The 26,306-nt window shown below is 56.8% G+C and carries 26 protein-coding genes and 1 pseudogene; 22 read left to right on the top strand and 5 right to left on the bottom strand.

Annotated features, from left to right (window positions below; translation table 11 throughout):
* A pseudogene (locus AC5EFR_RS09870) lies at positions 1 to 269 on the bottom strand (ATP-grasp domain-containing protein); the annotation flags it as partial.
* A gap of 281 nt (positions 270 to 550) precedes the next feature.
* Here AC5EFR_RS09870 and AC5EFR_RS09865 point away from each other — a divergent pair.
* The gene (locus AC5EFR_RS09865; RefSeq protein ID WP_493575658.1) at positions 551 to 1,579 is read left to right on the top strand and encodes a glycosyltransferase family 2 protein; all 1,029 of its coding nucleotides are present in this window, start codon (positions 551 to 553) and stop codon (positions 1,577 to 1,579) included.
* A gap of 18 nt (positions 1,580 to 1,597) precedes the next feature.
* Here AC5EFR_RS09865 and AC5EFR_RS09860 read toward each other — a convergent pair whose 3' ends face one another.
* Positions 1,598 to 3,070 carry a hypothetical protein gene (locus AC5EFR_RS09860; protein WP_493575657.1) on the bottom strand — a complete coding sequence of 491 codons (1,473 nt, stop codon included), beginning with the start codon at positions 3,068 to 3,070 and terminating at the stop codon, positions 1,598 to 1,600.
* 143 nt (positions 3,071 to 3,213) lie between these two features.
* Positions 3,214 to 4,176, bottom strand: coding sequence for a malate dehydrogenase (mdh, locus tag AC5EFR_RS09855; protein WP_299921083.1), 963 nt, complete (start codon positions 4,174 to 4,176; stop codon positions 3,214 to 3,216).
* 151 nt (positions 4,177 to 4,327) lie between these two features.
* Here mdh and AC5EFR_RS09850 point away from each other — a divergent pair, with 151 nt between their 5' ends.
* Positions 4,328 to 5,101 carry a sulfite exporter TauE/SafE family protein gene (locus AC5EFR_RS09850; protein WP_493575656.1) on the top strand — a complete coding sequence of 258 codons (774 nt, stop codon included), beginning with the start codon at positions 4,328 to 4,330 and terminating at the stop codon, positions 5,099 to 5,101.
* Positions 5,102 to 5,200: 99 nt separating this feature from the next.
* Here the strand turns inward: AC5EFR_RS09850 and AC5EFR_RS09845 are convergent, their stop codons facing one another.
* Positions 5,201 to 5,521 (bottom strand): hypothetical protein, encoded by a 321-nt coding sequence (locus AC5EFR_RS09845; RefSeq protein WP_299921079.1) that lies wholly within the window; start codon positions 5,519 to 5,521, stop codon positions 5,201 to 5,203.
* 322 nt (positions 5,522 to 5,843) lie between these two features.
* On the opposite strand from AC5EFR_RS09845, the gene AC5EFR_RS09840 reads away from it, so the two are divergent.
* From AC5EFR_RS09840 to AC5EFR_RS09825, 4 genes are read left to right on the top strand one after another with little or no spacing between them, the layout of a single operon-like run.
* A complete protein-coding gene (locus tag AC5EFR_RS09840; protein ID WP_493575655.1) occupies positions 5,844 to 6,692 on the top strand; it encodes an HpcH/HpaI aldolase/citrate lyase family protein in 849 nt (282 codons plus the stop codon).
* 39 nt (positions 6,693 to 6,731) lie between these two features.
* Complete coding sequence (locus AC5EFR_RS09835) at positions 6,732 to 7,277, top strand: NnrU family protein (protein WP_493575654.1); 546 nt, start codon at positions 6,732 to 6,734, stop codon at positions 7,275 to 7,277.
* A gap of 24 nt (positions 7,278 to 7,301) precedes the next feature.
* Positions 7,302 to 7,505 (top strand): DUF1737 domain-containing protein, encoded by a 204-nt coding sequence (locus AC5EFR_RS09830; protein WP_299921073.1) that lies wholly within the window; start codon positions 7,302 to 7,304, stop codon positions 7,503 to 7,505.
* A gap of 2 nt (positions 7,506 to 7,507) precedes the next feature.
* Positions 7,508 to 8,536, top strand: coding sequence for a MaoC family dehydratase (locus tag AC5EFR_RS09825; RefSeq protein ID WP_493575653.1), 1,029 nt, complete (start codon positions 7,508 to 7,510; stop codon positions 8,534 to 8,536).
* Between the two features lie 282 nt (positions 8,537 to 8,818).
* Here the strand turns inward: AC5EFR_RS09825 and AC5EFR_RS09820 are convergent, their stop codons facing one another.
* On the bottom strand, positions 8,819 to 9,178 hold the full coding sequence (locus AC5EFR_RS09820; RefSeq protein ID WP_431376961.1) for a MarR family winged helix-turn-helix transcriptional regulator: 360 nt from the start codon (positions 9,176 to 9,178) through the stop codon (positions 8,819 to 8,821).
* 166 nt (positions 9,179 to 9,344) lie between these two features.
* On the opposite strand from AC5EFR_RS09820, the gene AC5EFR_RS09815 reads away from it, so the two are divergent.
* The 16 genes from AC5EFR_RS09815 to AC5EFR_RS09740 all read left to right on the top strand — a co-directional run bounded on the left by AC5EFR_RS09815 (position 9,345) and on the right by AC5EFR_RS09740 (position 26,283).
* Entirely contained in the window at positions 9,345 to 10,457 is a 1,113-nt protein-coding gene (locus AC5EFR_RS09815; RefSeq protein WP_493575652.1) for a substrate-binding domain-containing protein, read from the top strand.
* A gap of 119 nt (positions 10,458 to 10,576) precedes the next feature.
* Positions 10,577 to 12,205: a flotillin family protein gene (locus AC5EFR_RS09810; RefSeq protein ID WP_493575651.1), complete on the top strand. Its 1,629-nt coding sequence runs from the start codon at positions 10,577 to 10,579 to the stop codon at positions 12,203 to 12,205.
* Between the two features lie 51 nt (positions 12,206 to 12,256).
* Complete coding sequence (locus AC5EFR_RS09805) at positions 12,257 to 13,477, top strand: urea ABC transporter substrate-binding protein (protein ID WP_493575650.1); 1,221 nt, start codon at positions 12,257 to 12,259, stop codon at positions 13,475 to 13,477.
* Between the two features lie 85 nt (positions 13,478 to 13,562).
* Complete coding sequence (locus tag AC5EFR_RS09800; RefSeq protein ID WP_431376957.1) at positions 13,563 to 14,429, top strand: ABC transporter permease subunit; 867 nt, start codon at positions 13,563 to 13,565, stop codon at positions 14,427 to 14,429.
* A complete protein-coding gene (locus AC5EFR_RS09795; RefSeq protein WP_493575649.1) occupies positions 14,429 to 15,466 on the top strand; it encodes a branched-chain amino acid ABC transporter permease in 1,038 nt (345 codons plus the stop codon). The genes AC5EFR_RS09800 and AC5EFR_RS09795 overlap by 1 nt, the downstream gene beginning before the upstream one ends.
* The gene (locus AC5EFR_RS09790) at positions 15,459 to 16,175 is read left to right on the top strand and encodes an ABC transporter ATP-binding protein (RefSeq protein WP_431376955.1); all 717 of its coding nucleotides are present in this window, start codon (positions 15,459 to 15,461) and stop codon (positions 16,173 to 16,175) included. Before AC5EFR_RS09795 ends, AC5EFR_RS09790 begins: the two co-directional genes overlap by 8 nt.
* 1 nt (position 16,176) lies before the next feature.
* Positions 16,177 to 18,534 (top strand): amidase, encoded by a 2,358-nt coding sequence (locus AC5EFR_RS09785; protein ID WP_493575648.1) that lies wholly within the window; start codon positions 16,177 to 16,179, stop codon positions 18,532 to 18,534.
* Between the two features lie 12 nt (positions 18,535 to 18,546).
* Positions 18,547 to 20,295 (top strand): AMP-binding protein, encoded by a 1,749-nt coding sequence (locus tag AC5EFR_RS09780; RefSeq protein ID WP_493575647.1) that lies wholly within the window; start codon positions 18,547 to 18,549, stop codon positions 20,293 to 20,295.
* A 383-nt stretch (positions 20,296 to 20,678) separates the two neighbouring features.
* The gene (gene sdhC, locus AC5EFR_RS09775) at positions 20,679 to 21,062 is read left to right on the top strand and encodes a succinate dehydrogenase, cytochrome b556 subunit (protein WP_493575646.1); all 384 of its coding nucleotides are present in this window, start codon (positions 20,679 to 20,681) and stop codon (positions 21,060 to 21,062) included.
* Positions 21,063 to 21,072: 10 nt separating this feature from the next.
* Complete coding sequence (gene sdhD / locus AC5EFR_RS09770; protein WP_493575645.1) at positions 21,073 to 21,444, top strand: succinate dehydrogenase, hydrophobic membrane anchor protein; 372 nt, start codon at positions 21,073 to 21,075, stop codon at positions 21,442 to 21,444.
* 11 nt (positions 21,445 to 21,455) lie between these two features.
* The gene (gene sdhA / locus AC5EFR_RS09765; protein ID WP_493575644.1) at positions 21,456 to 23,258 is read left to right on the top strand and encodes a succinate dehydrogenase flavoprotein subunit; all 1,803 of its coding nucleotides are present in this window, start codon (positions 21,456 to 21,458) and stop codon (positions 23,256 to 23,258) included.
* Positions 23,258 to 23,611 (top strand): hypothetical protein, encoded by a 354-nt coding sequence (locus AC5EFR_RS09760; RefSeq protein WP_493575643.1) that lies wholly within the window; start codon positions 23,258 to 23,260, stop codon positions 23,609 to 23,611. The genes sdhA and AC5EFR_RS09760 overlap by 1 nt, the downstream gene beginning before the upstream one ends.
* Positions 23,612 to 23,649: 38 nt before the next feature.
* Positions 23,650 to 23,958 carry a hypothetical protein gene (locus AC5EFR_RS09755; protein ID WP_493575642.1) on the top strand — a complete coding sequence of 103 codons (309 nt, stop codon included), beginning with the start codon at positions 23,650 to 23,652 and terminating at the stop codon, positions 23,956 to 23,958.
* A 9-nt stretch (positions 23,959 to 23,967) separates the two neighbouring features.
* Positions 23,968 to 24,750: a succinate dehydrogenase iron-sulfur subunit gene (locus AC5EFR_RS09750; protein WP_299921054.1), complete on the top strand. Its 783-nt coding sequence runs from the start codon at positions 23,968 to 23,970 to the stop codon at positions 24,748 to 24,750.
* Between the two features lie 216 nt (positions 24,751 to 24,966).
* Entirely contained in the window at positions 24,967 to 25,098 is a 132-nt protein-coding gene (locus AC5EFR_RS09745; RefSeq protein WP_493575641.1) for a hypothetical protein, read from the top strand.
* A 339-nt stretch (positions 25,099 to 25,437) separates the two neighbouring features.
* Positions 25,438 to 26,283 (top strand): urea carboxylase-associated family protein, encoded by an 846-nt coding sequence (locus AC5EFR_RS09740; RefSeq protein WP_493575640.1) that lies wholly within the window; start codon positions 25,438 to 25,440, stop codon positions 26,281 to 26,283.
* The last annotated feature ends 23 nt before the right edge of the window (positions 26,284 to 26,306 follow it).

Genomic DNA, 26,306 nt, shown 5'->3' with positions numbered 1-26,306 from the left:
CCGTCTTCGATGTAGATGCGGTTGACCTGCTTGCCCGCTGGGCCGGTCTGATGCGTGACCAATGTGCGGCCCAGCATCTTTTGCGCTTCTTCAGCGGCTTCTTCGACCGACTTGGCAAGGCGAACGCCGCCTTTGTCACCGGCGTCGGCTTCTTTGAAAGTGCCTTTGCCGCGACCACCTGCGTGAATCTGCGCTTTGACAACCCAAAGTGGGCCGTCCATTTCGCCGGCGGCGGTTTTGGCGTCTTCCGCCTTCAGAACAACGCGGCCGTCCGAGACTGGCGCCCCGTAGCTGCGCAGAAGCGCCTTGGCCTGATACTCGTGGATATTCATGGGATGGTATCCCCCGTTTTGCTGCGGTTTGCACTGGTTTAGGCCGGTCTAGCAGCAGGAGTTAAACGAAATTTTGCCGCAGGCATGTTTTTAGGGCAAGTTTTCGACATTTGTGATCACACTTTTTGAGCCTGTGATCACAAGTTAAAAAGATGTTAGCGCTTGGCAGGGAATCAACGGGCGACTAGCCTGTGATCACAATGCAGGCAGGAGGTAGAATGAAAGAGCTGACTTGGGGGATCGTTATGACGGTCAAAGAGCCCCGCGCCCTGCTTTTGTCCAACCTGGCTTGGCATTTGGGCACAGGTGCCCAGGAGATACATGTTTATCTCGACGACCCAAATGATCCGATTGCGGCTGAATTGCAAGCGATGCCCGGCTTGCATGTGACCCTCTGCGACAAATCGCATTGGCGGGCCTTGGCTCCGGTCAAACGCAAACCTGCGACCATCCGCCGCCGTCAGGCACTCAACGCAAATCACGCTTTGAAACGTTGTAGCTGTGATTGGTTGATCCATATGGATGCGGATGAGTTTTTGGTTCAATCGCGACCCTTGGGTCAGGAACTGGCCTATGTTGCCGAATTGGATTGCGAGCTGTCTTTTTCACCCGCCGAGCGGATTTTTGTCGCCGGAGAGCCGCAAGAGACTTTCTTTTCCGGCCTGTTCCGCACCTCGACCAAAGGGTTGAACCGGCGTCAGGATGGCGTGGTTAATGACCAGATCATTTTCGGCGATCATTTTCCGTTGCTTGTGCATGGCATGTTGGGGCATTCCGCCGGAAAATGCGCGGTTCCACGCGGCCAAGATTACGAAATCGGTATCCATTGGGCCTATCGCGGAAAGGATCGCAATCGGGCTGTGCGGTACAACTCCACGTCGACGCGGTTGTTGCATTTTGACGGGCTGACGCCGCTCAACTGGCTGATGAAACTGCTGCGCTATGCCGATTATGACCCGTCCGAACTCTCCATCGCCGCCCACCGTCGCGCCCAGATCGAAATCATGAGTGACATCGCCAAGGACCCCAAGGCGATCTTGGAATTTCATGCCGAGATGAAAGAATGTGACGCCGCGCGCCTAGATCGGCTGCGCGGCTTTGGGTTGCTTTTGGAAGAGAGATTTGACCCGCGCACGGTCATTCGCGATGTGCTGGGCGAGGTGCCGGACCTAAGCCCGGCCCCCTTTGATCGCGACTTGATCGCCGCTAACCCGAACTTGGCCAAGTTGGTCAAAGACCAAGTTTAAACCTAGCGCGACAACGCCTTAATTGAAAAACAACGCGAAACTTCCGGCGCGGCCTTGCGTCAACCGTTGAAACGCACGCCAGCTTTGATCGGTGATCGCCGGGCCCCTTGCTGCAAATTTGTAAGCGCCACGCCCATGCAACCATTCCAATAAATCCAACGGAGCAGGGTCGTCGAAATAGGCCGCGACATTGAGTCTCAACCCACGCGGTAGGTTGGGCATGTTGACCAAAAGCTGCCCGTTCATCACCGCATCGGCATCCGCCAAAATACGTTGCCACGCCCGCGCGGTTTCGGCGCTGACTGTTAGGCCAAGAGCCGAGGTCTGTTTGGGGTTCGGAACCCATTCGTTTTCATCATCGGTTTCCTGCGCCACAGCCTCCCAAAACTTGGTATTATGCGCAATCATCGCGCGCCAGTGTTCTCGCACCGCATGAATTCGATCAACATCGGGTTGCTGACGCAGGCTGTGCAGAAAGATATAGATCGCGTCCCATTCGTTCTCACTGATAAACGCGTCAAAGCGCACCGATGACGTGTCCTCCAGCTTGGCTTGCGCCGAATTCATTTCGAGACGCAGCATGTTTCCAGAAGTGCGCAAAGGCCGAATTTGCTCCCACAATTCCGACTTGGTTTTAGAAAAACTTTCCTGTTGGCGTTTGAGGTCTGCCTTTTCTTCTGGGTTTTCGCTTGCCCGGATTTTCTTTCTCAAGTCGGATATTTGGTCGTTGAGTGTGGTGCTTTGTGCCTCCAACGGTGCAAGCTGCGCTTCAATCTCGCCAAGCTTGGTTTCCAATGCGTCGATTTCGGCCTTTACCACAGCGGATTCATAGATGTTTGGAATGGTCGGAGCGTGTTCTAGCGCCGCCCGGTCTGCTGCAAGCCCAGCAATGCTTTCGCTCGGATCAAACGCCAATATGGCATTCCCGACGCCGGACAAAAGATGCGTATAGGCCAAGAGCCATTCGGCATCCGCCTCGTCAAAGCGCACGGTGATCGCGTCTTGCGGGATGCTATCCGCACCGCGCCCCAAAACCGCCGGGGCCAGCAATGCAAAAACGCCTTCGCCGTGATCGTGCCGTCCGTTGTCATTCACGTCGAGCCAAAGCTCATTGATTGTCATGTCAAAGGGCTGCGCGTCGGCGTTTTCCAATATCGTCCGCGCTATCGCAAGGTCATCAACAAGTGTCTTGGTGATGTCCGCCAGCGTGTTTGGCGACGCCTGTTCCGGTGTTGGGTTTTGCTCGGGAAGGCCAAGCCGAAAAACCGGAAGGGTGCGGATTGAGCGGCCAAAACCATAGGTGTAGCGCGCCTGCAATGCAGTTTCGAGCGCCCGAAGCGTTTGCATCATCCCCAGTTCAAACCCCTGTGACGCATCCGTTGCCTGAAGCGTAGAAATGCGGGTGGTTAGGCTGGGGCTTTGTTCGGCAAGTGCGGTGGTTGCCCCGGCCGCTAGCCCAATAGAAAAAACTAAGGTTTTGAAATAGGACACCAAAAACTCCCGACAGAAAATGAACATTGTTCGTAAAAGATTGTGCCTCGTGTAGAATAAACAACCTGACAAGAGTGTCCGCCACAAAAAAAAGGGGCGCGCCGATGATGGCACGCCCCGTGTTCGTTTGCTGTTTCTGTGGCTTATGCCAGCGAGCTGTCGATCGCTTTGCAGGCTTCGACCAGACCTTGAACAGCTTTGACCGATGTGTCGAACATCGCTTGCTCTTCTTTGTTGAGCTTGATGTTGACGATACGCTCAACGCCACCGGCGCCGATTACGGTGGGAACGCCAACATACATGCCGTCCAGACCAAGATCGCCGTCACAATAGGCGGCACAAGGCAGAACGCGCTTTTGGTCTTTGAGGTAGGCTTCGGCCATTTCAATCGCCGAGGTCGCAGGCGCGTAGAAGGCCGAACCGGTCTTCAGCAGGCCAACGATTTCTGCGCCACCGTCACGGGTACGCTGAACGATTGCGTCCATTTTGTCTTGTGTGGTCCAGCCCATGTCGACCAGATCAGGCAGAGGGATACCGCCAACGGTCGAATAACGAACCGAAGGAACCATGGTGTCGCCGTGGCCGCCAAGAACAAACGCGGTGACGTCTTTCATCGACACGTTGAATTCTTCGGCAAGGAAGTGACGGAAGCGGGCGCTATCCAGAACACCGGCCATGCCGCAGACTTTGTTCGCGGGCAGACCCGAGAATTGCTGCAAGGCCCAAACCATGGCGTCCAGCGGGTTGGTGATACAGATTACAAACGCATCGGGACAGTTGTCGCGGATGCCTTCGCCAACCGACTTCATAACCTTCAGGTTGATACCCAAAAGGTCGTCGCGGCTCATGCCGGGCTTGCGTGGAACACCGGCGGTGACGATGCAGACATCTGCGCCGGCGATGTCGGCATAGTCCTGTGTGCCTTTTAGGCTGGCGTCAAAACCTTCGGACGGGCCGGATTCGGCGATGTCCAATGCTTTGCCCTCTGGGGTGCCTTCGGCGATGTCGAACAGAACAACGTCGCCCAGTTCTTTCATTGCCGCGAGGTGGGCAAGGGTGCCACCGATCTGACCTGCGCCGATAAGGGCAATCTTGGGTCGTGCCATGGATAATTCTCCGACTTACGTGAATTTTGCCGAGTGCGTAAGCCTTTACGCGGCTTCGCGCAAGGGTGCTGCATTGCGGCGTGTGGGCGCGGGGCCTCAAAAGCCGGTCTGTTATTGCGTCAATTTTCACGATAAAGCTATGTATTAGCACATGTTTGAGGAGACAAAGGTGGAGCTTTTCTCCCTGTCGGTTTTTGCAGTCACAATTCCCGCAGTGGTGTTCGCCGGGATATCAAAGGGCGGATTCGGATCAGGTGTGGCCTTCGCCAGCTCCTCGATTCTCGCGCTTCTCATCGACCCGGCTTTGGCGATTGCTTTGATGTTGCCGCTCTTGATGTTGATTGATGTCGCGTCATTGCCGACCTATTGGCGCAAATGGGATTGGCCTGCGGCCAGGGTGCTCTTGATTGGCGCGGTTCCCGGCACATTTCTTGGTGCCTATTTCTTTGCAATTGCCAATCCCGACATGATCCGCATGGTGATCGGCTTGGTCTGTGTGCTCTTTGTTCTATGGCAAGCGGCACAGAAATACGGGCTGATCCGCCTCCGCGAGGCACGATTCGGTGCCAAGACGGGGTTGATGTCTGGCGTTGCCCTTGGGTTCACCAGTTTCGTCAGCCACGCGGGCGGGCCAGCGGCGGCGGTCTATTTGCTCGGGCAGGGGCTTAGCAAAGGCACCTATCAGGCCACAACGGTTCTGGTATTCTGGGCCGTAAATGTTTTTAAATCAACGTTTTATGTGGGTATGGGTATTTTCACCCGCGAAACATTGTTGTTAGATTTGGCGTTGGTTCCATTTGCCTTGCTTGGCACCTGGATTGGTATTCGGGCCCATGACTATGTCTCAGACCGGGTGTTTTTCGGCGTTACCTATGTGGCCCTGACGATGACCGGGGCCAAATTGGTTTGGGATGCTCTGACGTGACCAAGTTCTAGTGGCGATTACTGGACTATCGCGGTCACTTGGTTTCGGAAGGTGGGGCCGGACGCGTGGCCGCGCCCCTGTCCGAAAGGGTGGTCCTGTTTAGGCTGGGTCACCTTGAGGAGGAAGCGCTTCTGCAAGCTCTTCAAAGGCTTGGCCACTTGCAACCAGACATGTGACACCATTTGCCATTGTCACGGTGATGGTCCAAGATCCGCTATCAACCGATGCAAAAACTTCCATCACGGCATTGTTGCTTCCCAAACCCATGCTTTGGCGGGTTTCGCCGTATTTGATCGCCAAACGTTCGACCACTTTGTCACGCGGGGCACAGTTTTGTGCGCCTTGTGCTTCAACCAATGTTGCCGCGCCCAGAAACAGACCTGCGCTCAGCATCGCAACCTTTGCAAATTTCTCCGTCATAGTGTCACCTTTCGGCTTGGCTCCGGGCAGGTGCATCTTTGGCACTGCCCAAGGCCGGATGAAGTCCCCTCATTCAAGGTGGCGCTCCTATTGCGGAGCCGCCGCAGCCGCTTTTGTCGGCATGAGGATCAGTTTCTGCATGAGCCGCTGAAAAAAGGTTAACGGGGCGTGCGTTGCCTCAAATGCAACCTAAATGCTACATCCAGCGCCCGTCTTTGCGTCACTTTTCTGCACTGCGGCACATTTTCCCTTGAACATTTCCGCCAAAACAGGCCATCTGCGCGCAAGAATATTACCCACAGGTCTTCTAGGAGAGATTCTCATGGACATGCGCGCCCGCCCTTACCGTTCGGTTCTCTATATTCCCGGTTCAAAAGAACGGGCGTTGGAAAAGGCCCGCACCCTGCCCATCGACGCGATCATCTTTGACCTCGAAGATGCCGTCGCCCCCGGTGAAAAAATCGCCGCGCGCGAGACGCTCAAGGCGGCGCTCACCCAATCCTACGGCAACCGCACCCGCATCGTGCGCATCAATGGCCTTGATACCGAATGGGGGGCCGATGATGCGCGTGCGGTGAATGATATGGATTGCGACGCCATTTTGCTCCCCAAGGTTGAAAGCGCCGCACAGCTTGATGACCTGGCCAAGCTTTGTGACAAACCGATCTGGTCGATGATGGAGACGCCGCGCGGCATGTTGAACGCCGCCGAAATTGGCGCGCATCCCAAGATGGTCGGCATGGTGATGGGCACCAATGACCTTGCCAAGGAACTCAACAGCCGCTTTCGCGCCGACCGTTTGCCGATGATGCCGGGGCTGGGCCTGTGCCTTCTCGCCGCCAAGGCCACCGACTGTATCATTGTCGACGGCGTCTATAATGCCTTCAAAGATGCCGATGGCCTCAAAGATGAATGTGACCAAGGCCGCGACATGGGCATGGATGGCAAAACCTTGATCCACCCGGCTCAGGTTGACGTGGCCAATGCCGCCTTTGCCCCCTCGGATGCTGAGATTGATCTCGCCCGCCGTCAGATCGACGCCTTTACCACTGCCGAGGCCGAAGGGCAGGGCGTTGCCGTGGTTGACGGCAAGATCGTCGAAAACCTGCATGTGGAAACCGCCAAAAAGACCCTGGCCAAGGCCGACGCTATTGCGGCGCTAACAGAATAAGAGGAATGTGCGCTCAGCAAAGCGAACGGGAGAAATGCCATGCTATTGTTGATACTGGGTGTCCTGCTTTGGGCGGGCGCACATTTCTTTAAACGGCTGATGCCGGAAAAACGCGCCGCGATGGGCGACAAGGGCAAAGGCGCGGTTGCCATTGCCATTGTTGTCTCGATTGTTCTGATGGTGTTGGGATACCGCATGGCTGATGGGGCCGTGTTTTGGGGGCGTAGCTCGGCCACGGTGGGGATCAACAACCTGATCTTGATCTTTGCGCTGTATTTCACCAGCCCCGGACCATCCAAGGGGGCGATCTTTTACAAAATGCGTCACCCGATGCTGACCGGTTTTGCGCTTTGGGCAATCGCGCACCTGCTGGTCAATGGCGACGTTGAATCCTTTGTCCTCTTTGGTGGTTTGCTGGTCTGGGCCTTGGCCGAGATGGCGATCATCAACAAATCCGAACCGGGCTGGACCCCACCCGCCAAAGGCGCAATCGCCAAAGACGGTATGTTCTTTGCGATCTCGGTTCTGCTTTTGGCGATCATCGGCTACATCCACGGGCTGCTTGGCCCCGTTGCGTTTGGATAAGCGGCCTTTGGAAGAGGGAAAGACATGAAACTGTACCGACTACTCACCGCCGATGACACATCGGCTTTTTGCCATAAAGTCACCGATGCCCTGAACAAGGGTTGGGTGCTCCACGGCGATCCGACCTATGCCTTTGACGCCGCCAATGGTGTCATGCGCTGTGGTCAAGCCGTGATCAAAGAGGTCGAGGGCACCTATACCCCCGACACCAAACTAGGAGAGCATTAACAATGCAAAAGACCAATCCGGGGCGCTTTTTCGAAGACTATAAAATCGGGCAAGTCATTGCCCATGCGGTGCCCCGGACGGTGGGCGAGGGGGAGCGCGCGCTGTATCACGCGCTCTATCCCGCCCGCCATGCGCTCTATTCCTCCGATGAGTTCGCCCGTGATTGCGGGCTTGAGGAAAGCCCACTTGACGATCTCGCCGCCTTTCACGTCGTCTTTGGCAAAACCGTTCCCGATGTGTCGCTGAACGCGGTGGCCAACCTTGGCTATGCCGAAGGTCGCTGGCTCAAGCCGGTGTTTATGGGCGACACACTGCGCTCGGTCTCCGAGGTTATCGGGCTGAAACAGAACTCCAACGGTAAGACCGGTGTGGTTTGGGTGCGCACCCGTGGCATCAACCAGATGGGCGAAGCCGTCATGGATTATGTCCGCTGGGTCATGGTCCGCAAACGCGATGTTGATGCGCCCGCGCCCGAAACGGTTGTGCCCGACCTGAAAAAGGTTCTGTCGGTCGAAGATCTCACCATCCCCGAGGGGCTCGATTTCTCCAACTATGATTTCCATCTGGCGGGAGAGCCGCATCGCTGGGGCGACTATGAGATCGGCGAAACCATTGACCACGTTGATGGCGTCACGATCGAAGAGGCCGAACACATGATGGCGACGCGCCTCTGGCAGAACACCGCCAAGGTGCATTTCGACCTGACCTTCCGCCCTGAGGGCCGCCTGATCTATGGCGGGCACGTGATTTCGATGGCGCGGGCGCTGTCCTTTAACGGGCTGGCCAATGCGCAAATGATCGTTGGCCTCAATGGCGGAGCCCATGCCAACCCCTGTTTCTCCGGCCTGACAATCAAAGCCTGGTCCGAAGTGCTCGACAAACAACCGACTTCTGCTCCGGGTGTTGGGGCCATCCGCCTGCGTCTTGTCGCGACCAAAGGTGGTGAGCCTTTCGCGCTGCGCGGCGAAGATGGCAAATACAACAAAGACGTCCTTCTCGACCTCGACTACTGGGCGCTTATGCCAATGTAACTGACGCTTGTTGTCGACCTGTTTGTCGACCTGCACACCTCTAGGCGCTCACCAAATCGGTGGGCGCTTTTTCGATTGGGACAGGCCCACTTGGCGGGCCGTTGCCGTCAGCGCTGAGACTTAGGCCTGCTCGCTCGCCTCTCTGTCATTGTCAGCAAACGAGATCAGGTTGTTGATCTGCCTCGCCACGATGCGCACAAACATCCTCATCGCAAATGACCCGGTCGCAAGCCCGAAGCGTTGCGGTCCGAGTGTTTGGAATTTGGTCAAACCGAATGAGACCTATTGCACCATTTCGCGGAGCATTTCGATGAGTTTGTCGGCCTCGTCCTTTCCAATCAAAGATTGAAACTCCGCATCTTGTTCTCGCACTTCTTGTCGGATTTGCAGCATCCTTTTCTTGCCAAGAGCGGTGGGAAGAACATTGATCTGACGGTGGTCAACCTGCGCAATCTGCCGGTGAACCAAACCATCAGACACCATCCGATCAACCAGTTTGGTCAGCGTCGGAGGATTCATCAGCACGACATCGGCAAGTTGCCCCATCGTCAGCCGCTCGCCTGCCTCCAGCGTTTCAAGAATGCGCCAGGCCTCGATCTGAATGCCGTGTTGTTTCAGACGGGCGTTGAGTGATGTCGACATCTTTCGATGTGCCGCGGCAAGTGCATACGACAGATAGTTCTGGATGGGGGGGGAGCTCGTGTTCATCGGGGCACCAGTTTATGACAATCAGAATTTAATTGACTTGGAAAGTAAAATCAATTGGTATGTAGCGGTTCCCGATCCGCCTTGGAAGGGCAGAGCTACTTTGACCACGCTACCAAGTGTTCCAACAGAAATTGAGGAACTGCGCGATGATCCAGTGTTGCGCAGCAAGGGAACATATCGGATCGCCCTCCTTATTCCCTTGTGTGGTGCTGCGGGCCTCTGGGCCCCGTCCTGTATCTCAAGTGCTCAGGTCGCTGTCGAGGAACTGAACCGGACAAACGGCATTGATGGCCGCAAAGTGCAACTCATCATGATAGACGCCGCCATGGAGGCGAGCATTTCGATAGAAGAGACTGTCAACGACCTGATCGAAACGAACTCAATTGATGCCATTGTCGGCATGCATATCAGCGCGATCCGTCAACGTCTTAGCAAGGTTGTCCGTCAACGGATTCCCTACATCTATACGCCGCTCTACGAGGGGGGGGAACGAACCGACGGATTGTTTGCCATAGGTGAAACCCCACAAGAGCAACTCGGCCCGTCGATGGCGCATATTCAGAATGAATACCGGCCTCGAAGCTGGGCTCTGATTGGCAACGACTATGTGTGGCCCAGAACGTCACATGGCTATGCCAAAGCCAAACTTCAGGAAATGTCAGTTGGACTGGCATATGAAAAATACCTTCCCTTCGGCCTAAAAAGCATGAGCCGGTTTGTCGAAGAGATTGCCAAAACAAGCGCCGAGGCCGTGCTGATCTCACTGGTTGGTCAGGATGCCGTCGCCTTCAACCGGGCATTCGGCAAGGCAAAGTTGCATGACCGCATGGTGCGATTATCCTGTGCCATCGAAGAGAACGGTCTGCTTGGCTGCGGCGCGAAAAACAGCCAGCGAATGTTCGCGGCATCGTCATACTTCGGGGCCCTGCCGACGGATGCAAACGCAGCCTTCAAGGAAAAATACTACCGCGTCCATGGCGATCAGGCCCCCGCGTTAAACGCATTGGGCCAGTCGACCTATGAGGGGGTTCATTTCCTGGCTGGGTTGATGCAAGGGCACGCAACAGTTTGGCGCGAGCACAGCTTTTCCGATGCGCTGCCAGTGATTCACAAAAGCGGGAGAAAACTCTCACCGTCCAACAAGAGTGAGCGGGCACCGATCTACCTAGCCCGCGCCATCGGCCTCCAGTTTGAGGTTGTAAAAGAACTTTGAAACAATAGGTTAGTCAAAAATACTTTCCGATTCAAATTATTTACTTGAATTGGAAATTAAATTCCCCCACGGTTTACCGAATGAATGGGTCGCGGACCGCTCGTCCGACGATTGATCACATGGGGAGAATTGCCTTGGCTTGGGTTATCCTGCTGGTTTTGCTGGTTGTTGTCGCGCTGATCGCGATTTGGTTTCTGCAAAAATATTACGCAAAGGCGACTTTGGATACCGCGCTGGTGAGAACCGGCTTTCGGGGGCGTCGTGTTGTCACCGACGGTGGCTGCCTGTCTTTGCCCATTCTGCATCAGGTCCAGAAAGTATCCATGGGGGCGCTGACTTTCAGCATCAGCCGTGAAGGTCGCGACGCAGTTTTGACACGAGACAAGATGCGGGCCGATGTCCAGTTTGAGTTTGAACTGCGCGTAGATCCGACCGAGGACGGCATTTCAACGGCGGCGCAGGCATTGGGCCCGCGGATTGCCAGAGGCGGCGAAACGGTAAAGGACGTTTTTGCAGGGTCTCTTGTCGATGCAATTCAACGCGCCGCCGCCGCTCGGACGCTGGAAGACATCCATCTGGATCGTTCTGGTTTTTCCTCGGACGTGGCCGAGGCGATCCAAGCGCAGGCGATGAAACTGGGGTTAACCTTGGTGTCGGCTTCATTGATTGCAGTTGATCAAAGCGACCTGAGCCAGTGGAATGAAAACAACGCCTTCAACGCCCAAGGAATGCGTCAGTTGGCCGAGCTGGTCGCAGAGCAGCGCAAGGCACGTGTTCGCATCGAAACAGAGGCGGACGTCGCTGTTCGCGAATGCCACCTCACGCAACATCAGCGGCAACTCGCATTGCGCCGTGAAGAACGCGAAGCGGAGATCGCGCAGCAAGAACACCTGGCCAAGCTCGAAGCGGAAGCCAAATCGCGCGAGGACAGTGTGCGCGACGCCGCCAAGCTCGCCAGTGAAACCACCCGGATCGAGAATGAAAAACGGCTAAAGGCGACGCAAGTTGAAAGCGACGAGGCGCTGCGCAAGACCGAGATGACGGCCATTCGCACCCTCGAAGAGGAAAAGATCGACAACGATATTCTGATTGCCCGGAAACGAGCAACGGAAGCCCAAGCGCGCGCGGAAGAAGAAGAGGCTCGGGCCAAGGTCATTCTGGCAGCGGAACATGTTCAGGCGCAGAAGGAGCGCGCCATCGCAGAACGCGAAGGTGAAATCGCCCATCTGAAACAAGAAAAAGAACTTGAGCTCGAAAGTGCCAAGGTCAAGAGCGATGTCGAAACACTGCTTGAGAAAGCCAAGGCAGATGCGGCCGCGAAAACCGAGGCCAGCGACGCCGAGCGCGCGCGTATGGAGGCCGAAGCCGCTGGCCGTATCGCCCTGAACAAGGCCGAAAACACGCTTGGGGATGCTGTGATCCGGATGCGTCTGGAAGAACGGAAACTCGACCGGCTGCCTGACATCATGACGCAGATGATGAAGCCGGTTGAGAAGATCGATTCCATCAGGATCAACCAAATCTCTGGTACTGGCGCTGGCGCTGGTTCCGGCGGCACCGGTGGTCCGGGCGCAGGCGTTGATGGCGCGTTCGGTGCGGCCATGGATCAAATTCTTGGAATGGCCGTGCGCTTGCCCGCGATGAAACAGATGGGCGAGGACATCGGGCTTGATTTCGATGCCAACTTGGCGGGCCGAACTGCTGATTATGCCAACCGGATCAAAGACAAACCCAAAACCGACACGTGACGCAAACGCCGTCCCGCATCCAACACAAACGACATGAGGAAGGAAACCGATATGACACTGAACCGCCGCAACTTCCTGGCCAGCACGGCCGCTCTTGCAGGGGCCTCCGTTCTGCCCCGCGTGGCAATGGCCGCAGACACGATCAAACTGGGCTCTATCCTTGATAGCTCGGGGATTTTTGATGCCTATGGTCGGCCGATGGACATGGCCATGCGCCTCGCTGTGGACGAGATCAACACAGCCGGTGGCCTTCTTGGTAAGCAGGTCGAGGTCGTCGCATATGACACCCAATCCGACATGGCGCTTTATTCACAATACGGCCAGCAACTGACGCGTCAGGACAAGGTTGATGTGGTGCATGGTGGCATTCTGTCTGCATCGCGTGAGGCAATCCGTCAAACAATGCGCAAGACCAAGACACCCTATTTCTACAACGTGCTTTACGAAGGCGGCGTTTGTGATCGGAACATCTTTATCAACGGCGTAACACCTGCCCAGCAGGTCGAGGCGCTTGTCCCTTATGCCATGGGCAAGTCGGGCAAGAAAGTCTACATTCTCGCCGCCGATTACAACTATGGCCAAATCACCGCACGCTGGATTCAGAAATTCGTGGCCGACAACGGCGGTGAGACTGTCGGCGTCGACTTCTTCCCGCTGGATGTGAGCGACTTTGGGTCCACCATCGCGAAAATTCAATCAGTCGGCCCCGATCTGGTGATCGCACCACTCGTCGGCGGCGCACATTTGTCGTTCTTCCGTCAATGGGCCGCCGCTGGCATGAAAGACCGTATTCCGCTGGCGTCGACCACTTTGGGTGTTGGCAACGAACACAAGGTTCTGACGCCCGAAGAAGGCAACGGGATCATGGTCGCCTACAACTACAGTCAGGAACTCGACACCCCCGCGAACAACGCGTTCAAGGAACGGTGGGCAGCGGCCTATGGTGACAGCAACCTGATCCATGAGATCGCCGTGTCGAACTATCAAGGTGTGCTGACTTGGGCCGAAGCCCTACGTCAGGCAGGTTCGATGGATCGCGATGCCTTGATCGCGGCTCTGGAAACCGGCCTGTCGATTGAAGGCCCGGCGGGCAAAGTCACGGTTGATCCCAAAACGCACCACGCGGTTTTGGATGTTCACATCATGGAAATCGAAAATCAGGGAATGAAGGTTGTCGAAACGCTGCCGCAGCGCCAGCCGATCGACACGCAGGCTGTGTGCGATCTATCTGCCAATCCAGACGACAACACACAGTACGAAATCGCCATCTGATCTCCCCCAGATTTTGGCAGGGCGGCAAACCCGCCCTGCACGCCCAGAGTTGGGCCGCCTTTCTTGCCAACGGAAACTCGCTCTCATGGACTTATCCGTCGTTATTCTTGTTGAAATGCTCTATGCGGTCGCCTCGCTGATCCTGATCAGTGCTGGGCTTGCGGTCGTGTTCGGTATGATGAAAGTGATCAACCTCGCCCATGGCGAGTTCATGATGATGGGCGGCTACGCGACCATCACCGCCGTGAACCTTGGCGTGAATATTTTTGTGGCCATGCTGGTAATTGCACCGATTGTCGTCGGCTTGATCGGGCTTGTGGTCGAACGGCTGGTCATCCGCCATCTTTACGGGCGGCTGGTTGATACGATGTTGGCGACCTGGGGGCTAAGCCTGTTCTTCATTGGTCTGGCCACCATGATCTTTGGCAATACGACGACCGGAATTTCGACTCCCATTCCCGGCTTTGCCATCGGGAATTATCAGATCAATGGGTACAACTTTTTCATCATCGTGATCGCCATCCTGCTGCTCATTGGGATACGTTTGATCCTAAAGGCCACACGCGCCGGATTGATCGCACGCGGCGCGATGCAACGCTCTGATATGGCCGCGGCGCTGGGGTACAGCCCTGATCGCATCTACATGGCGACCTTCTTTTGCGGCTCTGCCCTCTCTGGATTGGCCGGGGCTGTTCTGGCTCCATTGGTTGGCCTCGTGCCAACATCGGGTGGGGCTTACATCGCCAAGGCCTTCATCACCGTGATCGCGGGCGGGCCATCCCTGATCGCAGGTCTTTTTTCAAGTGCCGGGTTCTTTGGTATCGTCAATCAGGTTTTCACATTCGCTGTTTCACCCGTGATCGGAGAAGTTGCGTTGCTTGTCGCCGCGGTCGTCCTCCTGCGCCTGCTGCCGCAAGGCATTACGGGCAAGTTTTTCAAGGGGAACCTGTGATGCCCGGGACCCTGACAAAAGACGCCTTCACGATCATCCTCGTTTCGGCATTTCTGATCTGGGTGATGCCGCTGATGATCGGCACCTACACGCTCACCATTCTGATTGTTTACGGCATGCTTGGGCTAAGCCTTGGTCTGATCTGGGGGTTCGGCGGCATCCTCTGCTTTGGCCAAGCGGCGTTTTTCGGGCTGGGGGCCTATACCTATGCCATCGCCGCCATCAACATCGGTGAAAGCACGGTTCCGATGATCCTTGCCGTTCTGGTTCCGGCAGTCTTCGCGGCGCTTTTGGGGGCCTTGATGTTCTATGGGCGGCTCACGGACGTCTACCTTGGGGTCATCACGTTGGTCGTGACACTGATCCTGTTCAAGTTCATCAATTCCACCGCAGGGCCACAATATGTGATCGGAAACGCGCGGTTGGGCGGGTTCAACGGCATCCCCGGCTTCCAGACCTTGAACATCCCCGGTCGTCCTGACGACTACATCTGGGGTGACGCCTATTTCTATGTCTGTGCGGCCTTGCTCGGATTGGTCGTCTTCCTCGTGTCTGCCCTGCTGCGATCAAGTTTCGGTCGTATCGCCGTCGGCATTCGCGAAAATGAAACCCGCATGTCGCTGATGGGATACGATGTCCGGGCCAGAAAAACCGTTCTGTTTGCCGTTGGCGCGGCCATTGCCGGGTTGGCCGGGGCGTTGTTTGCGAACTGGGCCGAGATTGTAACACCCAGCTTGTTTTCGCTTGGCCAATCGGCCGAAATCATCATCTGGTGCATTGTTGGGGGTCTGGGGACGCGGCTGGGGCCGATCCTTGGGGCCGCCGGATTGGCCTATCTAAAGTTCCTTCTGGGCCAGCAGACAATGGTGGATAACACATTGATCACCGGCCTGATCCTCGTGCTCTTTGTCCTTTTCCTGCCCAAAGGCATCGTGCCGGCACTGGCCGGTTTGTGGAAGGTGAGCTTTGGCCGCCGCCCCTTTGGGCGCATTCATCAGCAACGACGAATGAGAAACAGGGGGCGGGTCAATGGCTGAAACTGTGCTTGAAACGTACGGGCTTACCATGCGCTTTGGCGGCGTGGTCGCCTCAGACAACGTTGACTTCAAACTCCGCGCACGAGAGCTGCGCTGTCTGATTGGCCCAAACGGGGCCGGAAAATCCACGTTCTTTAAATGCGTGACGGGGCTGCAAACCCCGACCGAAGGCGAAGTGTTTATGCGCGGAGTGGAAACCACGCATTGGATGCCGCACCAGATCGCGTCGCTTGGCGTCGGGATCAAGACACAAACGCCCAACGTCATGGACAGCCTGAGCGTTTTCGAAAACATCTGGCTTGCGGCACGGCGGTTTCACGATCCCTCGACCGCCAACAGAAAGACACAGGACATCATCGAACGTCTGGCCTTGGGCGCGATTGCCCGAGACGATCTCGGGCGGCTGGCCCATGGGGAACGCCAGCGCGTGGAACTCGCTCTGGTTGCTGTCGGGGACCCTTGGCTGGTGCTTTTGGACGAACCAGCAGCGGGTATGAGCGCGCAAGACGTTGAGCGGATGACCGGCACAATCCATGAGCTCAATAAAACCGCTGCGATCATCATCGTCGAGCATGACATGCAGTTCATTCGCTCAATTGCCGAGAAGGTGACGGTGTTCCACCAGGGGAAAGTATTGATGGAAGATCACGTTGATCGCGTCATGTCCGATCCTACCGTACGCAATGTCTATCTTGGAAAGAAGAGCTGAGATGAATGACGACGTGACACATGTCCTCGAAGTCAAAGGAATTTCGGGCGGGTATGGCAAAGTGCCGATCCTGCACGGGATCGAATTCGCGGTCGCCGAAAACGAAGTCGTTGGCATTCTCGGCCATAATGGCATGGGCAAGACCACCCTTCTCAAGACCCTCATGGGGTTTCTGCCTGCTGGGTCGGGAACGATCAGGTTTCATGCCACCGACATCACCGGGATGCCCCCCTTTGAGCGCGCCGGTCTGGGGCTTGGCTATGTTCCGCAAGGGCGGGGCATTTTCCCGCAACTGACGGTTCGCGACAATCTGCGGTTCGCCTGGCATGAATATGCCGGTGCATCCGAACGCGATGTCATGGACGCCGTGCTCTCGGATTTCCCGCGCCTGCGGTCGTTGCTTGATCGCCAGGGCGGGGCGCTGTCCGGCGGCGAACAACAATTGCTGGCCCTTGCCCGCTGCCTCATGGGCGACCCGGATTTCCTGCTTCTTGATGAGCCGACCGAGGGTATCCAACCCTCAATCATCGAAGAAATGGGCGAAACCTTGTTGGCCCTGCGCAAGAGCCGGGGGCTTTCCATCCTTCTTGTCGAACAAAACTTCGACTTCATCTCCGATCTCTCTGACCGGGTTCTGATCCTTGAGCGCGGTCGCATGACCGGCGAGTTGAGCAAAGCCGATCTGTCCGATCAGGCCAAGGTCGATCAGTTCCTCGGTTTCGGTGCGGCCCGCTCAACCCGTGGACAAGCCCGCGGGCATCCCACCGCTCAGCCCACCACACAGACACCTCCCAAATCCCAGGCAGAACCCGCAATGAAACTGGCTGCCGCAAGCATGGTGACCAACATGACCGTTAAACGACCAACACTTTCGCAGATGCGTGACATGGCCAGCCGGTTCGGGATGAACCTGTCGGATGAGGACCTGAACGAATACCGTGAGATCATCGAACCTTATATGCAGTCCTATGACCGTTTGGATGCAATGCCGGACTACCTGCCCGAGGTGCGCTATCCGCGCAACCCCGGCCATTTCCCAAGCCAGACCGAAAACCCTTTGAACGCATGGTACGTGAAAACCGAAGTGCGCGGCGCACCGGATGGCAAATTGCGTGGCAAGCGCATCGCGCTCAAAGACACGATTTGTCTGGCTGGTGTACCGATGATGAACGGCTCGTCGATCATGGAAGGTTATACGCCCGAGATTGACGCCACCATTGTGACCCGGATGCTCGATGCGGGGGCAATTATCACCGGCAAGGCGCATTGCGAAAACTTCTGCCTTTCGGGGGGCTCGCACACCAATGCCAAGGGGCCGATCCACAATCCTTGGAAGCGCGGATACATGGCGGGCGGCTCGTCTGGTGGCTCAGCGGCGCTTGTGGCGGCGGGTGAGGTCGATATGGCCATCGCGGGCGATCAAGGTGGATCAATCCGCATTCCGGCCTCCAATTGTGGCGTATACGGGATGAAACCCACGCATGGGCTTGTGCCCTACACCGGTGCGATGCCGATCGAACAAACCATCGACCATCTTGGGCCAGTGACCAACACAGTGGCCGACAATGCCTTGCTTTTGGAGGTTTTAGCGGGCGAAGATGGCCTTGATCCGCGCCAATACAAGCCGACGGTCTACAGTTATACCGAGGCACTTGGCCGGGGGGCGCATGGGATGCGGATCGGCCTGTTGAAGGAAGGCTTCGGCCATGCAAACTCGGAAGCCGACGTGGATGGCAAGGTGATGCAAGCCGCTGATCGCTTTCGTGAACTTGGCGCCCGTGTCGAAGAAATTTCCATTCCCGAACATTATACCGCCATGGATGCCTGGACGGCGATTACCCTTGAGGGGCTCCAGGACGGGATGATGTGGGGCAATTCGACCGGCACCAATTACCGAGGCCTTTTCCTGCCCTCGATGACCGACCATATGGCGCAATGGCAGGGCCGCGCGGATGAGCTGAGCCATTCGCTCAAGGCCTGCATGTTCGTGGGTGAGCATTTTCAGCGACAGTACCGAGGGCGGTTCTATGGCAAGGGCCAGAATATCATGCGGCTTTGCAACGAACGCTATCTTGCTGCGCTCAAACAATACGATTTGCTACTGATGCCGACGCTGCCGATCAAGCCGCAACAGCATCCACCGGCCGACTGCTCGCTTAGCCTCTATGTGCAGCGGGCCTTTGAAATGGTGCCCAACACGGCCCCTTTTAACGGTGGGCTGCCGGCGATGAGCATACCCTGCGGGCTCAGCGAAGGCCTGCCCATCGGTATGATGTTGGTCGGGCCGCACTATGGTGAGATGAAGATCTACCAAGCGGCGGATGCCTTTGAGCAATCAAGCGAATGGCGTAACATGTAAGGGAGGTTCAACATGTCAATCCTGAGCGAAAGCCTTGCGACCCGGATATCTGATTGGGACTCCAAGACCGAAACGGCCCCGCAAACCGCTGCTCCGCAGGACGGCCAATCCTATGTCCGTGGACCGTCAAGCCCACCATTGGCTTATATTACCATCCCACAACTGCTGCGTGATGCGGTGTCGAGATTTGGTCCCAGAGAGGCCGCCGTCTTCTCGGACCAAAACATTCGGATGAGCTATTACGATCTGGACCGCGCCGTCGATGAACTGGCCTCCGGGTTGCTGGCGCTCGGCTTGGAAAAGGGGGATCGGGTCGGGATCTGGTCCCCCAACCGGTTCGAATGGGTTCTGACACAATTTGCGACGGCCCGTGTCGGGCTGGTTCTTGTGAACATCAACCCAGCCTATCGTTTGGCTGAGCTGGAATACGCCTTGAACAAGGTCGGCTGCAAAGCCCTCATCGCGGCCAAATCCTTCAAGTCCTCTGATTATACCAGAATGATCCGGGACCTTGCTCCCGAGCTTGATGAGTGCGAACCGGGACGTCTGCGCGCACCAAAATTGCCGCATCTGCGCAGCGTCATTATTATGGACGACCAACCGGGTGCTGGGGCCTATTCCTTTAAAGACCTCAGGAATCTGGGCGGTCCGGCCCAGCAACTCCGCATTCCAGAGATCGACAAGACACTCACGCCGGATGACGCAATCAACATCCAGTTCACCTCGGGCACGACGGGGATGCCTAAAGGGGCCACGCTTTCGCACTACAACATCGTCAATAATGCGCGCTATGTGACGGATCGCATTTGCCTGTCCGAGGCTGATCGGCTGGCAATTCCTGTGCCGCTGTATCACTGCTTTGGCATGGTGATGGGGGTTCTCGGGGTGGTCAGCAAAGGCGCGACGATGGTCTTTCCCGGCGAAGGTTTTGATGCGGCCCAGACACTTGATGCGCTGGCCAGCGAGCGTTGCACGGCCCTCTACGGGGTGCCAACCATGTTCGTCGCGATGCTTGAAAGTCTCAAGGGCACCCCGCGTGACCTGTCCAACATGCGCACGGGCGTCATGGCAGGGGCACCCTGTCCGGTCGAGGTCATGCAGCGTGTGAACTCCGAGATGAACATGAAAGACGTCACGATCTGCTACGGGATGACCGAAACCTCGCCCGTCTCCTTCCAGAGTTCAGTGGACGATCCCACCGATAAACGCTGCGAAACGGTCGGTCGGGTTCATCCCCATCTCGAGGTCAAGATTGTCGATCAGGACGGGCAAATAGTACCCGTCGGCACGCAAGGCGAACTGTGCACCCGCGGCTACTCCGTCATGAAGGGCTATTGGGAAGACACAGAAAAAACCACCCAGAGCATTGTGGACGGGTGGATGCATACCGGTGATCTTGCCGTGTTCGACAGCAAGGGTTTCTGCTCAATTGTGGGCCGTGTGAAGGATATGATCATCCGTGGCGGGGAAAACATCTATCCACGCGAGATCGAGGAATATCTGATGCGGAATCCAAAAGTCAGCGACGTTCAAGTCTTCGGTATTCCAGATGAAAAGTTCGGCGAGGAAGTCTGCGCCTGGGCAATTGCCAAGCCCGGAATGGACCTGACCGAAGACGACCTTCGAGATGGGCTAAAGGGCCAGATCGCTCATTTCAAGATTCCACGACACATCCGGATCGTTGACGATCTTCCCATGACAATCACGGGGAAACCACAAAAGTTCGTCATGCGTGACAAGATGATGGATATGCTTGAATAGCGGCCATTCTAACGGTGCGCAGTCTTTGTAGCGCTGGGCACACAGCAGACCTTTGCGGTGCCCCGGCAGGCACGGTTCCGCCATTCATGAGCGCGTTCCACAGAAAACATCTGGCTTTTTGCATTTTTTAAACGAGGCCAAGTTGCTCGGGGCAGGGGAGCGAATCCTCACTGAATACCCAATAAAATAAGTCGGAATTGATGTTGCCGCACCGCAGCGCCGTTAGCGCTTAAAATGTGATCACAGCGACCAATCCAGTGATCACAAATTAACAAAAACCCGCCAATTGCGCCAAAAAACCGCGCCTTAAACGCTGCCACGCGCGTGACAGGCGTGTAAAAACCAGTAGAAAAGACGCAAGGGAACGAAAAGGACATCATATCATGGCCGACGTGAACCGGGGCAACCGCCCGCTTTCGCCACATCTGACTATTTACCGTCCGCAGCTGACATCCGTAACCTCCATCCTGTCGCGCGTCACCGGCAACGCTTTGATCGTTGCTGTGATCCTAGGGGTTTGGTGGTTGCTCGCGGCCGCGACATCTCCGGAATACTATGCCACCGTGAACGGCATCGTCACCTCTTGGTTCGGCGATCTGATCTTCACTCTGTCGGCATGGGCGATCTGGTACCACTACCTAGCCGGTCTGCGGCATCTCTATTTCGACGCTGGCAAAGGTCTTGATATCAAGACCGCTGAAAACCTGGGCTGGATCATTGTGATCGTCTCGGTTCTGCTGGCTCTGTTCACCATCGTTGTGGTCTGAGGGGGCTATCATGAGTTTTCTAACTGATCGCAAACGCGCCGTTGGCAAAGGTGCTTCGCACACCGGCACCGAACATCATTGGTATATGCAGGTCTCGTCCGTTGGTCTGGCCCTGCTGATCCCAACCTTTGTCTTCTACTTCGGCTCTGCGCTGGGCAGCACGCATGAAGAGGTGCTCGCCACCTTCTCGCGTCCGTTCCCGGCCATCCTGACCGCTTTGGTTCTGGTTGTCGGTCTGCAGCACTTTCGCAAAGGCGCGCAGATGATGATCGAAGATTACTTGCGCGGCTCATCCCGCAAGGCGGCCATCATTTTCACAATCTGCCTCAGCTACACGCTGATGGGCGCTGGCCTGTTTTCGCTCGCCAAGATCGCGCTGTGAGGAACTGAGATATGACTGAATATCAATATGAAACCCACGACTATGACGTTGTGGTTGTTGGTGCTGGTGGCGCGGGTCTGCGCGCCACGCTCGGCATGGCCGAACAAGGGTTGCGCACCGCCTGTGTGACCAAGGTGTTCCCAACCCGCTCGCACACCGTTGCGGCGCAGGGCGGCATCGCGGCGTCCCTGTCCAACATGGGCCCCGACAGCTGGCAGTGGCATATGTATGACACCGTCAAAGGCTCCGATTGGCTCGGCGACACCGACGCGATGGAATACCTCGCGCGCGAAGCCCCCAAAGCGGTTTATGAGCTGGAGCACTACGGCGTTCCTTTCTCGCGCACCGAAGAGGGCAAGATTTATCAGCGTCCATTCGGCGGCCACACCACCGAATTTGGCGAAGGCCCCCCGGTTCAACGAACCTGTGCCGCGGCCGACCGGACTGGTCACGCCATTCTGCACACGCTCTATGGCCAGTCGCTCAAGAACAACGCCGAATTCTACATTGAATACTTCGCGCTTGATCTCCTTATGGAAGACGGCGTTTGCAAAGGTGTCCTGTGCTGGAAACTCGACGACGGCACCTTCCACGTCTTTAACGCCAAAACCGTGGTCCTCGCGACCGGTGGTTATGGCCGCGCCTATTTCTCGGCAACCTCGGCCCACACCTGCACCGGCGACGGTGGCGGCATGGTGGCGCGCGCGGGCCTGCCGATGCAGGACATGGAATTTGTTCAGTTCCACCCAACCGGCATCTACGGCTCGGGTTGTCTGATCACCGAAGGCGCGCGCGGCGAGGGGGGGTATCTCACCAACTCCGAAGGCGAACGTTTCATGGAACGCTACGCCCCAACCTACAAAGACCTCGCGCCGCGTGACTATGTCTCTCGCTCGATGACGATGGAAATCCGCGAAGGCCGCGGTGTTGGCGCCGAAGGTGATCACATTCACCTCAACCTCAGCCACCTGCCTGCCGAAGCTTTGGCCGAACGCCTTCCGGGCATCTCGGAATCGGCGAAAATCTTTGCGGGCGTTGATGTCACCAAAGAGCCGATCCCGGTTATCCCGACGGTTCACTATAATATGGGCGGCATTCCAACCAACTATTGGGGCGAAGTGCTCAACCCAACCGCCGATGACGCCAACGCGATTGTTCCCGGCCTGATGGCTGTGGGCGAAGCGGGCTGTGCCTCGGTGCATGGGGCCAACCGTCTCGGGTCCAACTCGCTGATCGACCTTGTGGTCTTTGGCCGCGCCTCCGCGATCCGCGCTGGCAAGGTGATCGACCGCGATAGCGCCGTCCCAACCGCGCCCAAGGCCGAAATCGACAAGGCGTTTGATCGCTTTGACGGGCTGCGCAATGCGACCGGTGCCATTCCAACCGCCGACCTGCGTTTGGACATGCAGAAAACCATGCAGCGTGACGCGGCCGTTTTCCGGACCGCCAAAACAATGGCCGAGGGTGTCACCGCCATGACCGAAATTGCCGGCAAGCTGGATGACCTCAAAGTCACCGATCGCTCGCTGGTCTGGAACTCGGATCTGATGGAAACGCTGGAACTCACCAACCTGATGCCAAACGCTTTGGCAACCATCGTTGGGGCCGAGGCCCGCAAAGAAAGCCGCGGCGCACATGCGCATGAGGATTTCGCCGAGCGGGACGATGAAAACTGGCGCGTTCACACCATCAGCCGCATTGATGGCGCAAAGGTCGAGCTGTCGCATCGCCCTGTTGTCAAAGATCCGCTGACCACCGAGGACGAAGGCGGCATCTCAGTTGCCAAAATCGCCCCCAAAGCGCGGACATTCTAATGCGCCGCGCCCTCAGCATAGCAGCTCTGGTTCTGGCCGCTGCCACACCCGCACTGGCCAGCTCTGTTGAAGACGAACAGCGTAAGGTTCTGATGGCCTGTCAGGATCGTCTCTTTGGGGTTCCGCCTGTTGGGGCCGAAACCCACATGGAAACGACCTATAACAAAAATCACCCGATTGTTCGGGTGGTTGCGGGCGGTGTCGTCAATGAGTGGCAGGCGCGGGATATCAATTCCTGTGCTGCGCGCACTTGGGGCTTCCAGGGGCCTATTACCCTTGCTGATGGCGCGTTTAGCTCTTCTTGTCCGCCCGGTTTCCGGGGCATGTATCGGGGGACTTTGCTTTGCCGCTAAGTGCCGCTCATAAGTCTGCCCTCAAGGTTGCCCAAAAGGTGACTATTGTTGGGCTTGTCGCCTTTGGTCTCAGCGCCTGCTCTCAGCAGGCGCAGGATGAGATCGCCCGCGACGCTGCGCGCAGCGCCATCACCCCCGTGATCCAAGATAAATTCCCCGGTGTTCCTGTGGAACCGGCGGTCAATTGTGTCATCGACAACGCCAGCGCGCCCCAAATCCGCGCCTTGGCCGTTGATGCCGTTGCCGGTCCTACCGCGTCCACCGTGGAAATCGTAACCCAAATCGTCTCCAAACCCGAGACGCTGACTTGTCTGGCGGCCGATGGCCTTCCAGCCTTGCTTCGATAGGAGAGAGACATGGTCGAACTGACCCTCCCCAAGAACTCGACAATTCGTACGGGTAAAACCTGGCCCAAACCCGAAGGCGCGACCAATGTCCGCCAGTTTCAGATTTACCGCTGGAACCCGGATGACGGCAAAAACCCACAGGTCGATACCTATTTCATTGATATGGATAGCTGTGGCCCAATGATCTTGGACGCGCTGATCAAGATCAAAAACGAAGTTGACCCCACGCTGACCTTCCGCCGCTCGTGCCGCGAAGGGATTTGTGGGTCCTGTGCGATGAACGTCGATGGGATCAACACGCTGGCCTGTATCTACGGGCTGGATGAGGTTGAAACCGACGTGGTCAAAATCTACCCGCTGCCGCATATGCCGGTGGTCAAGGATTTGATCCCCGATCTGACCCATTTCTACGCCCAGCACGCCTCGATCATGCCGTGGTTGGAAACCAAAACCAACCGCCCCGCCAAAGAGTGGAAGCAGTCGATTGACGACCGCAAAAAGCTCGATGGCCTGTATGAATGCGTTATGTGCGCCTCCTGCTCAACATCCTGCCCAAGCTACTGGTGGAATGGCGACAAATACCTCGGGCCAGCCGCGCTCCTGCATGCTTATCGTTGGATCATCGACAGCCGTGATGAGGCCACTGGCGAACGTCTGGACGATCTCGAAGATCCGTTCAAACTCTATCGCTGCCACACCATCATGAACTGCGCCAAGACCTGTCCAAAGGGTCTAAACCCGGCCAAGGCTATCGCAGAAATCAAAAAGATGATGATCGAACGCCACGTCTAAGGTCGTTTGAAACAGATTCCTAAAAACCCCGGTGGCCATCTGGTCGCCGGGGTTTTCTTTTAGGCACCTTCGCCATCGCAATGTCGAAAAAAATACGCCCGATACCCATATGCAAAACCTGCAACGCGGTATTGCAAGATTGTCCGCTGATTTCCGATGCGAACATCCCTACCTTCTGGGTCAGGGAGGGGCTGCCACAAATCGAAAGGCACTCCGATGGCACAGCAGAATAAAACCAAAGCGCAACAAGCGCTTGAGGCACTCGAACAAGCTTGGGCATACTACACCCCCGAGCCACATCCCGCTCCTGCGGGCCCGGCGTATGAGGATATTCCGCTAGCCGCCTGACAATACCACTCACGCGACGATGAGGCCGTGCCGTTAGGTGCGGTCTTTGTGGGTCTGGCGCTGCGCCCTTGGGTTGGCTATCACCCACCGCATGTACCTCTTTCCAATCCTCGTCATCGCGGTGTTACTTTATGGCCTGCTGGCCAAACGCGAAACGCGTGATTGTCGTTGGCGCGAAAAGCGCGACCCTGCTTCGGATCAAAGCGATTGGACCTGTCTACATTGCGGGGCCACAATGCGCGGCCCCCAATCAACGCCTCCCAAATCCTGCCTGCGTGCATAAACGCTTGCCAAATCAACCATCTCCGCGTTTCCTGCCCAAAAACCAAGGAGAGCGCGATGTCGTCTGCCCCCCCCGATGCCGAGGCGCGCCGCGCCATTGCCCCGGTCATTTGCTACCCAAATGATAGCCTGCCCAAGCCGGACCTAGCGCTGTATCAAAAGGCTCTCACCACGGCGCAGGTCTCTGACACAACGCTGGCTCCACCGCGTGACGCCTGCACCTTTGAGGTCCCCGCCGGGTGTTTCTTTCGCATATCTAGCGTCGACGGCGCGCAGGTTGGTGATCTCAACCTTTGGAACGCCCAAGACCTGTCAGAGCGGTTTTATTCCGGCAAAACCCGTGCCTTGCACGGCACCCATGTGACCACGGGCGAACGTTTGTGGACAAGCTTTCCGCATCTGCGCCCCATGGCAACCATCGTCGAGGATAGCCTCGATTGGTACGGGATCGACGAATTTGGCGGCTCGGTTCATGACGTTATCGGGACGCGCTGTGACCCCTATACCGGCAACCTTCTGGCCGGTTCGCAGTATCATTATTGTTGTCATTCCAACCTGACACGGGCGCTTGCGGCGCATTTGGGCATTGCGCTTGAGGACGCGGAACCGCATGTGCATGACGTTCTCAACGTCTTTATGTGTACGGGGTTCACCCGCGATACGGGGCAATACTTCATGAAAGCCAGCCCGGTGCGCCCCGGCGATCAATTGACATTTTTTGCTGAAATACCGCTTTTGGGCGCGCTCAGCGCCTGTCCGGGTGGGGATTGTTCGTCGGAGCATAGCTCGGACGAAGCCGCGTGTTATCCCCTCAAGGTCGAGGTCCTGACTCCAACCAAGGGGAGCCTTGCGCATTGGTCCAGCCCTCCGCGCAACGGCTATGATCGCACACACGGTGCCTAAAACGGTAGGGTGGGGATGTTCCC

The sequence above is a fragment of the Pelagimonas sp. genome (assembly GCF_058892305.1).
Note: the sequence above shows the minus strand (reverse complement) of the source record. Positions and strands in the feature narration are given on the sequence as shown.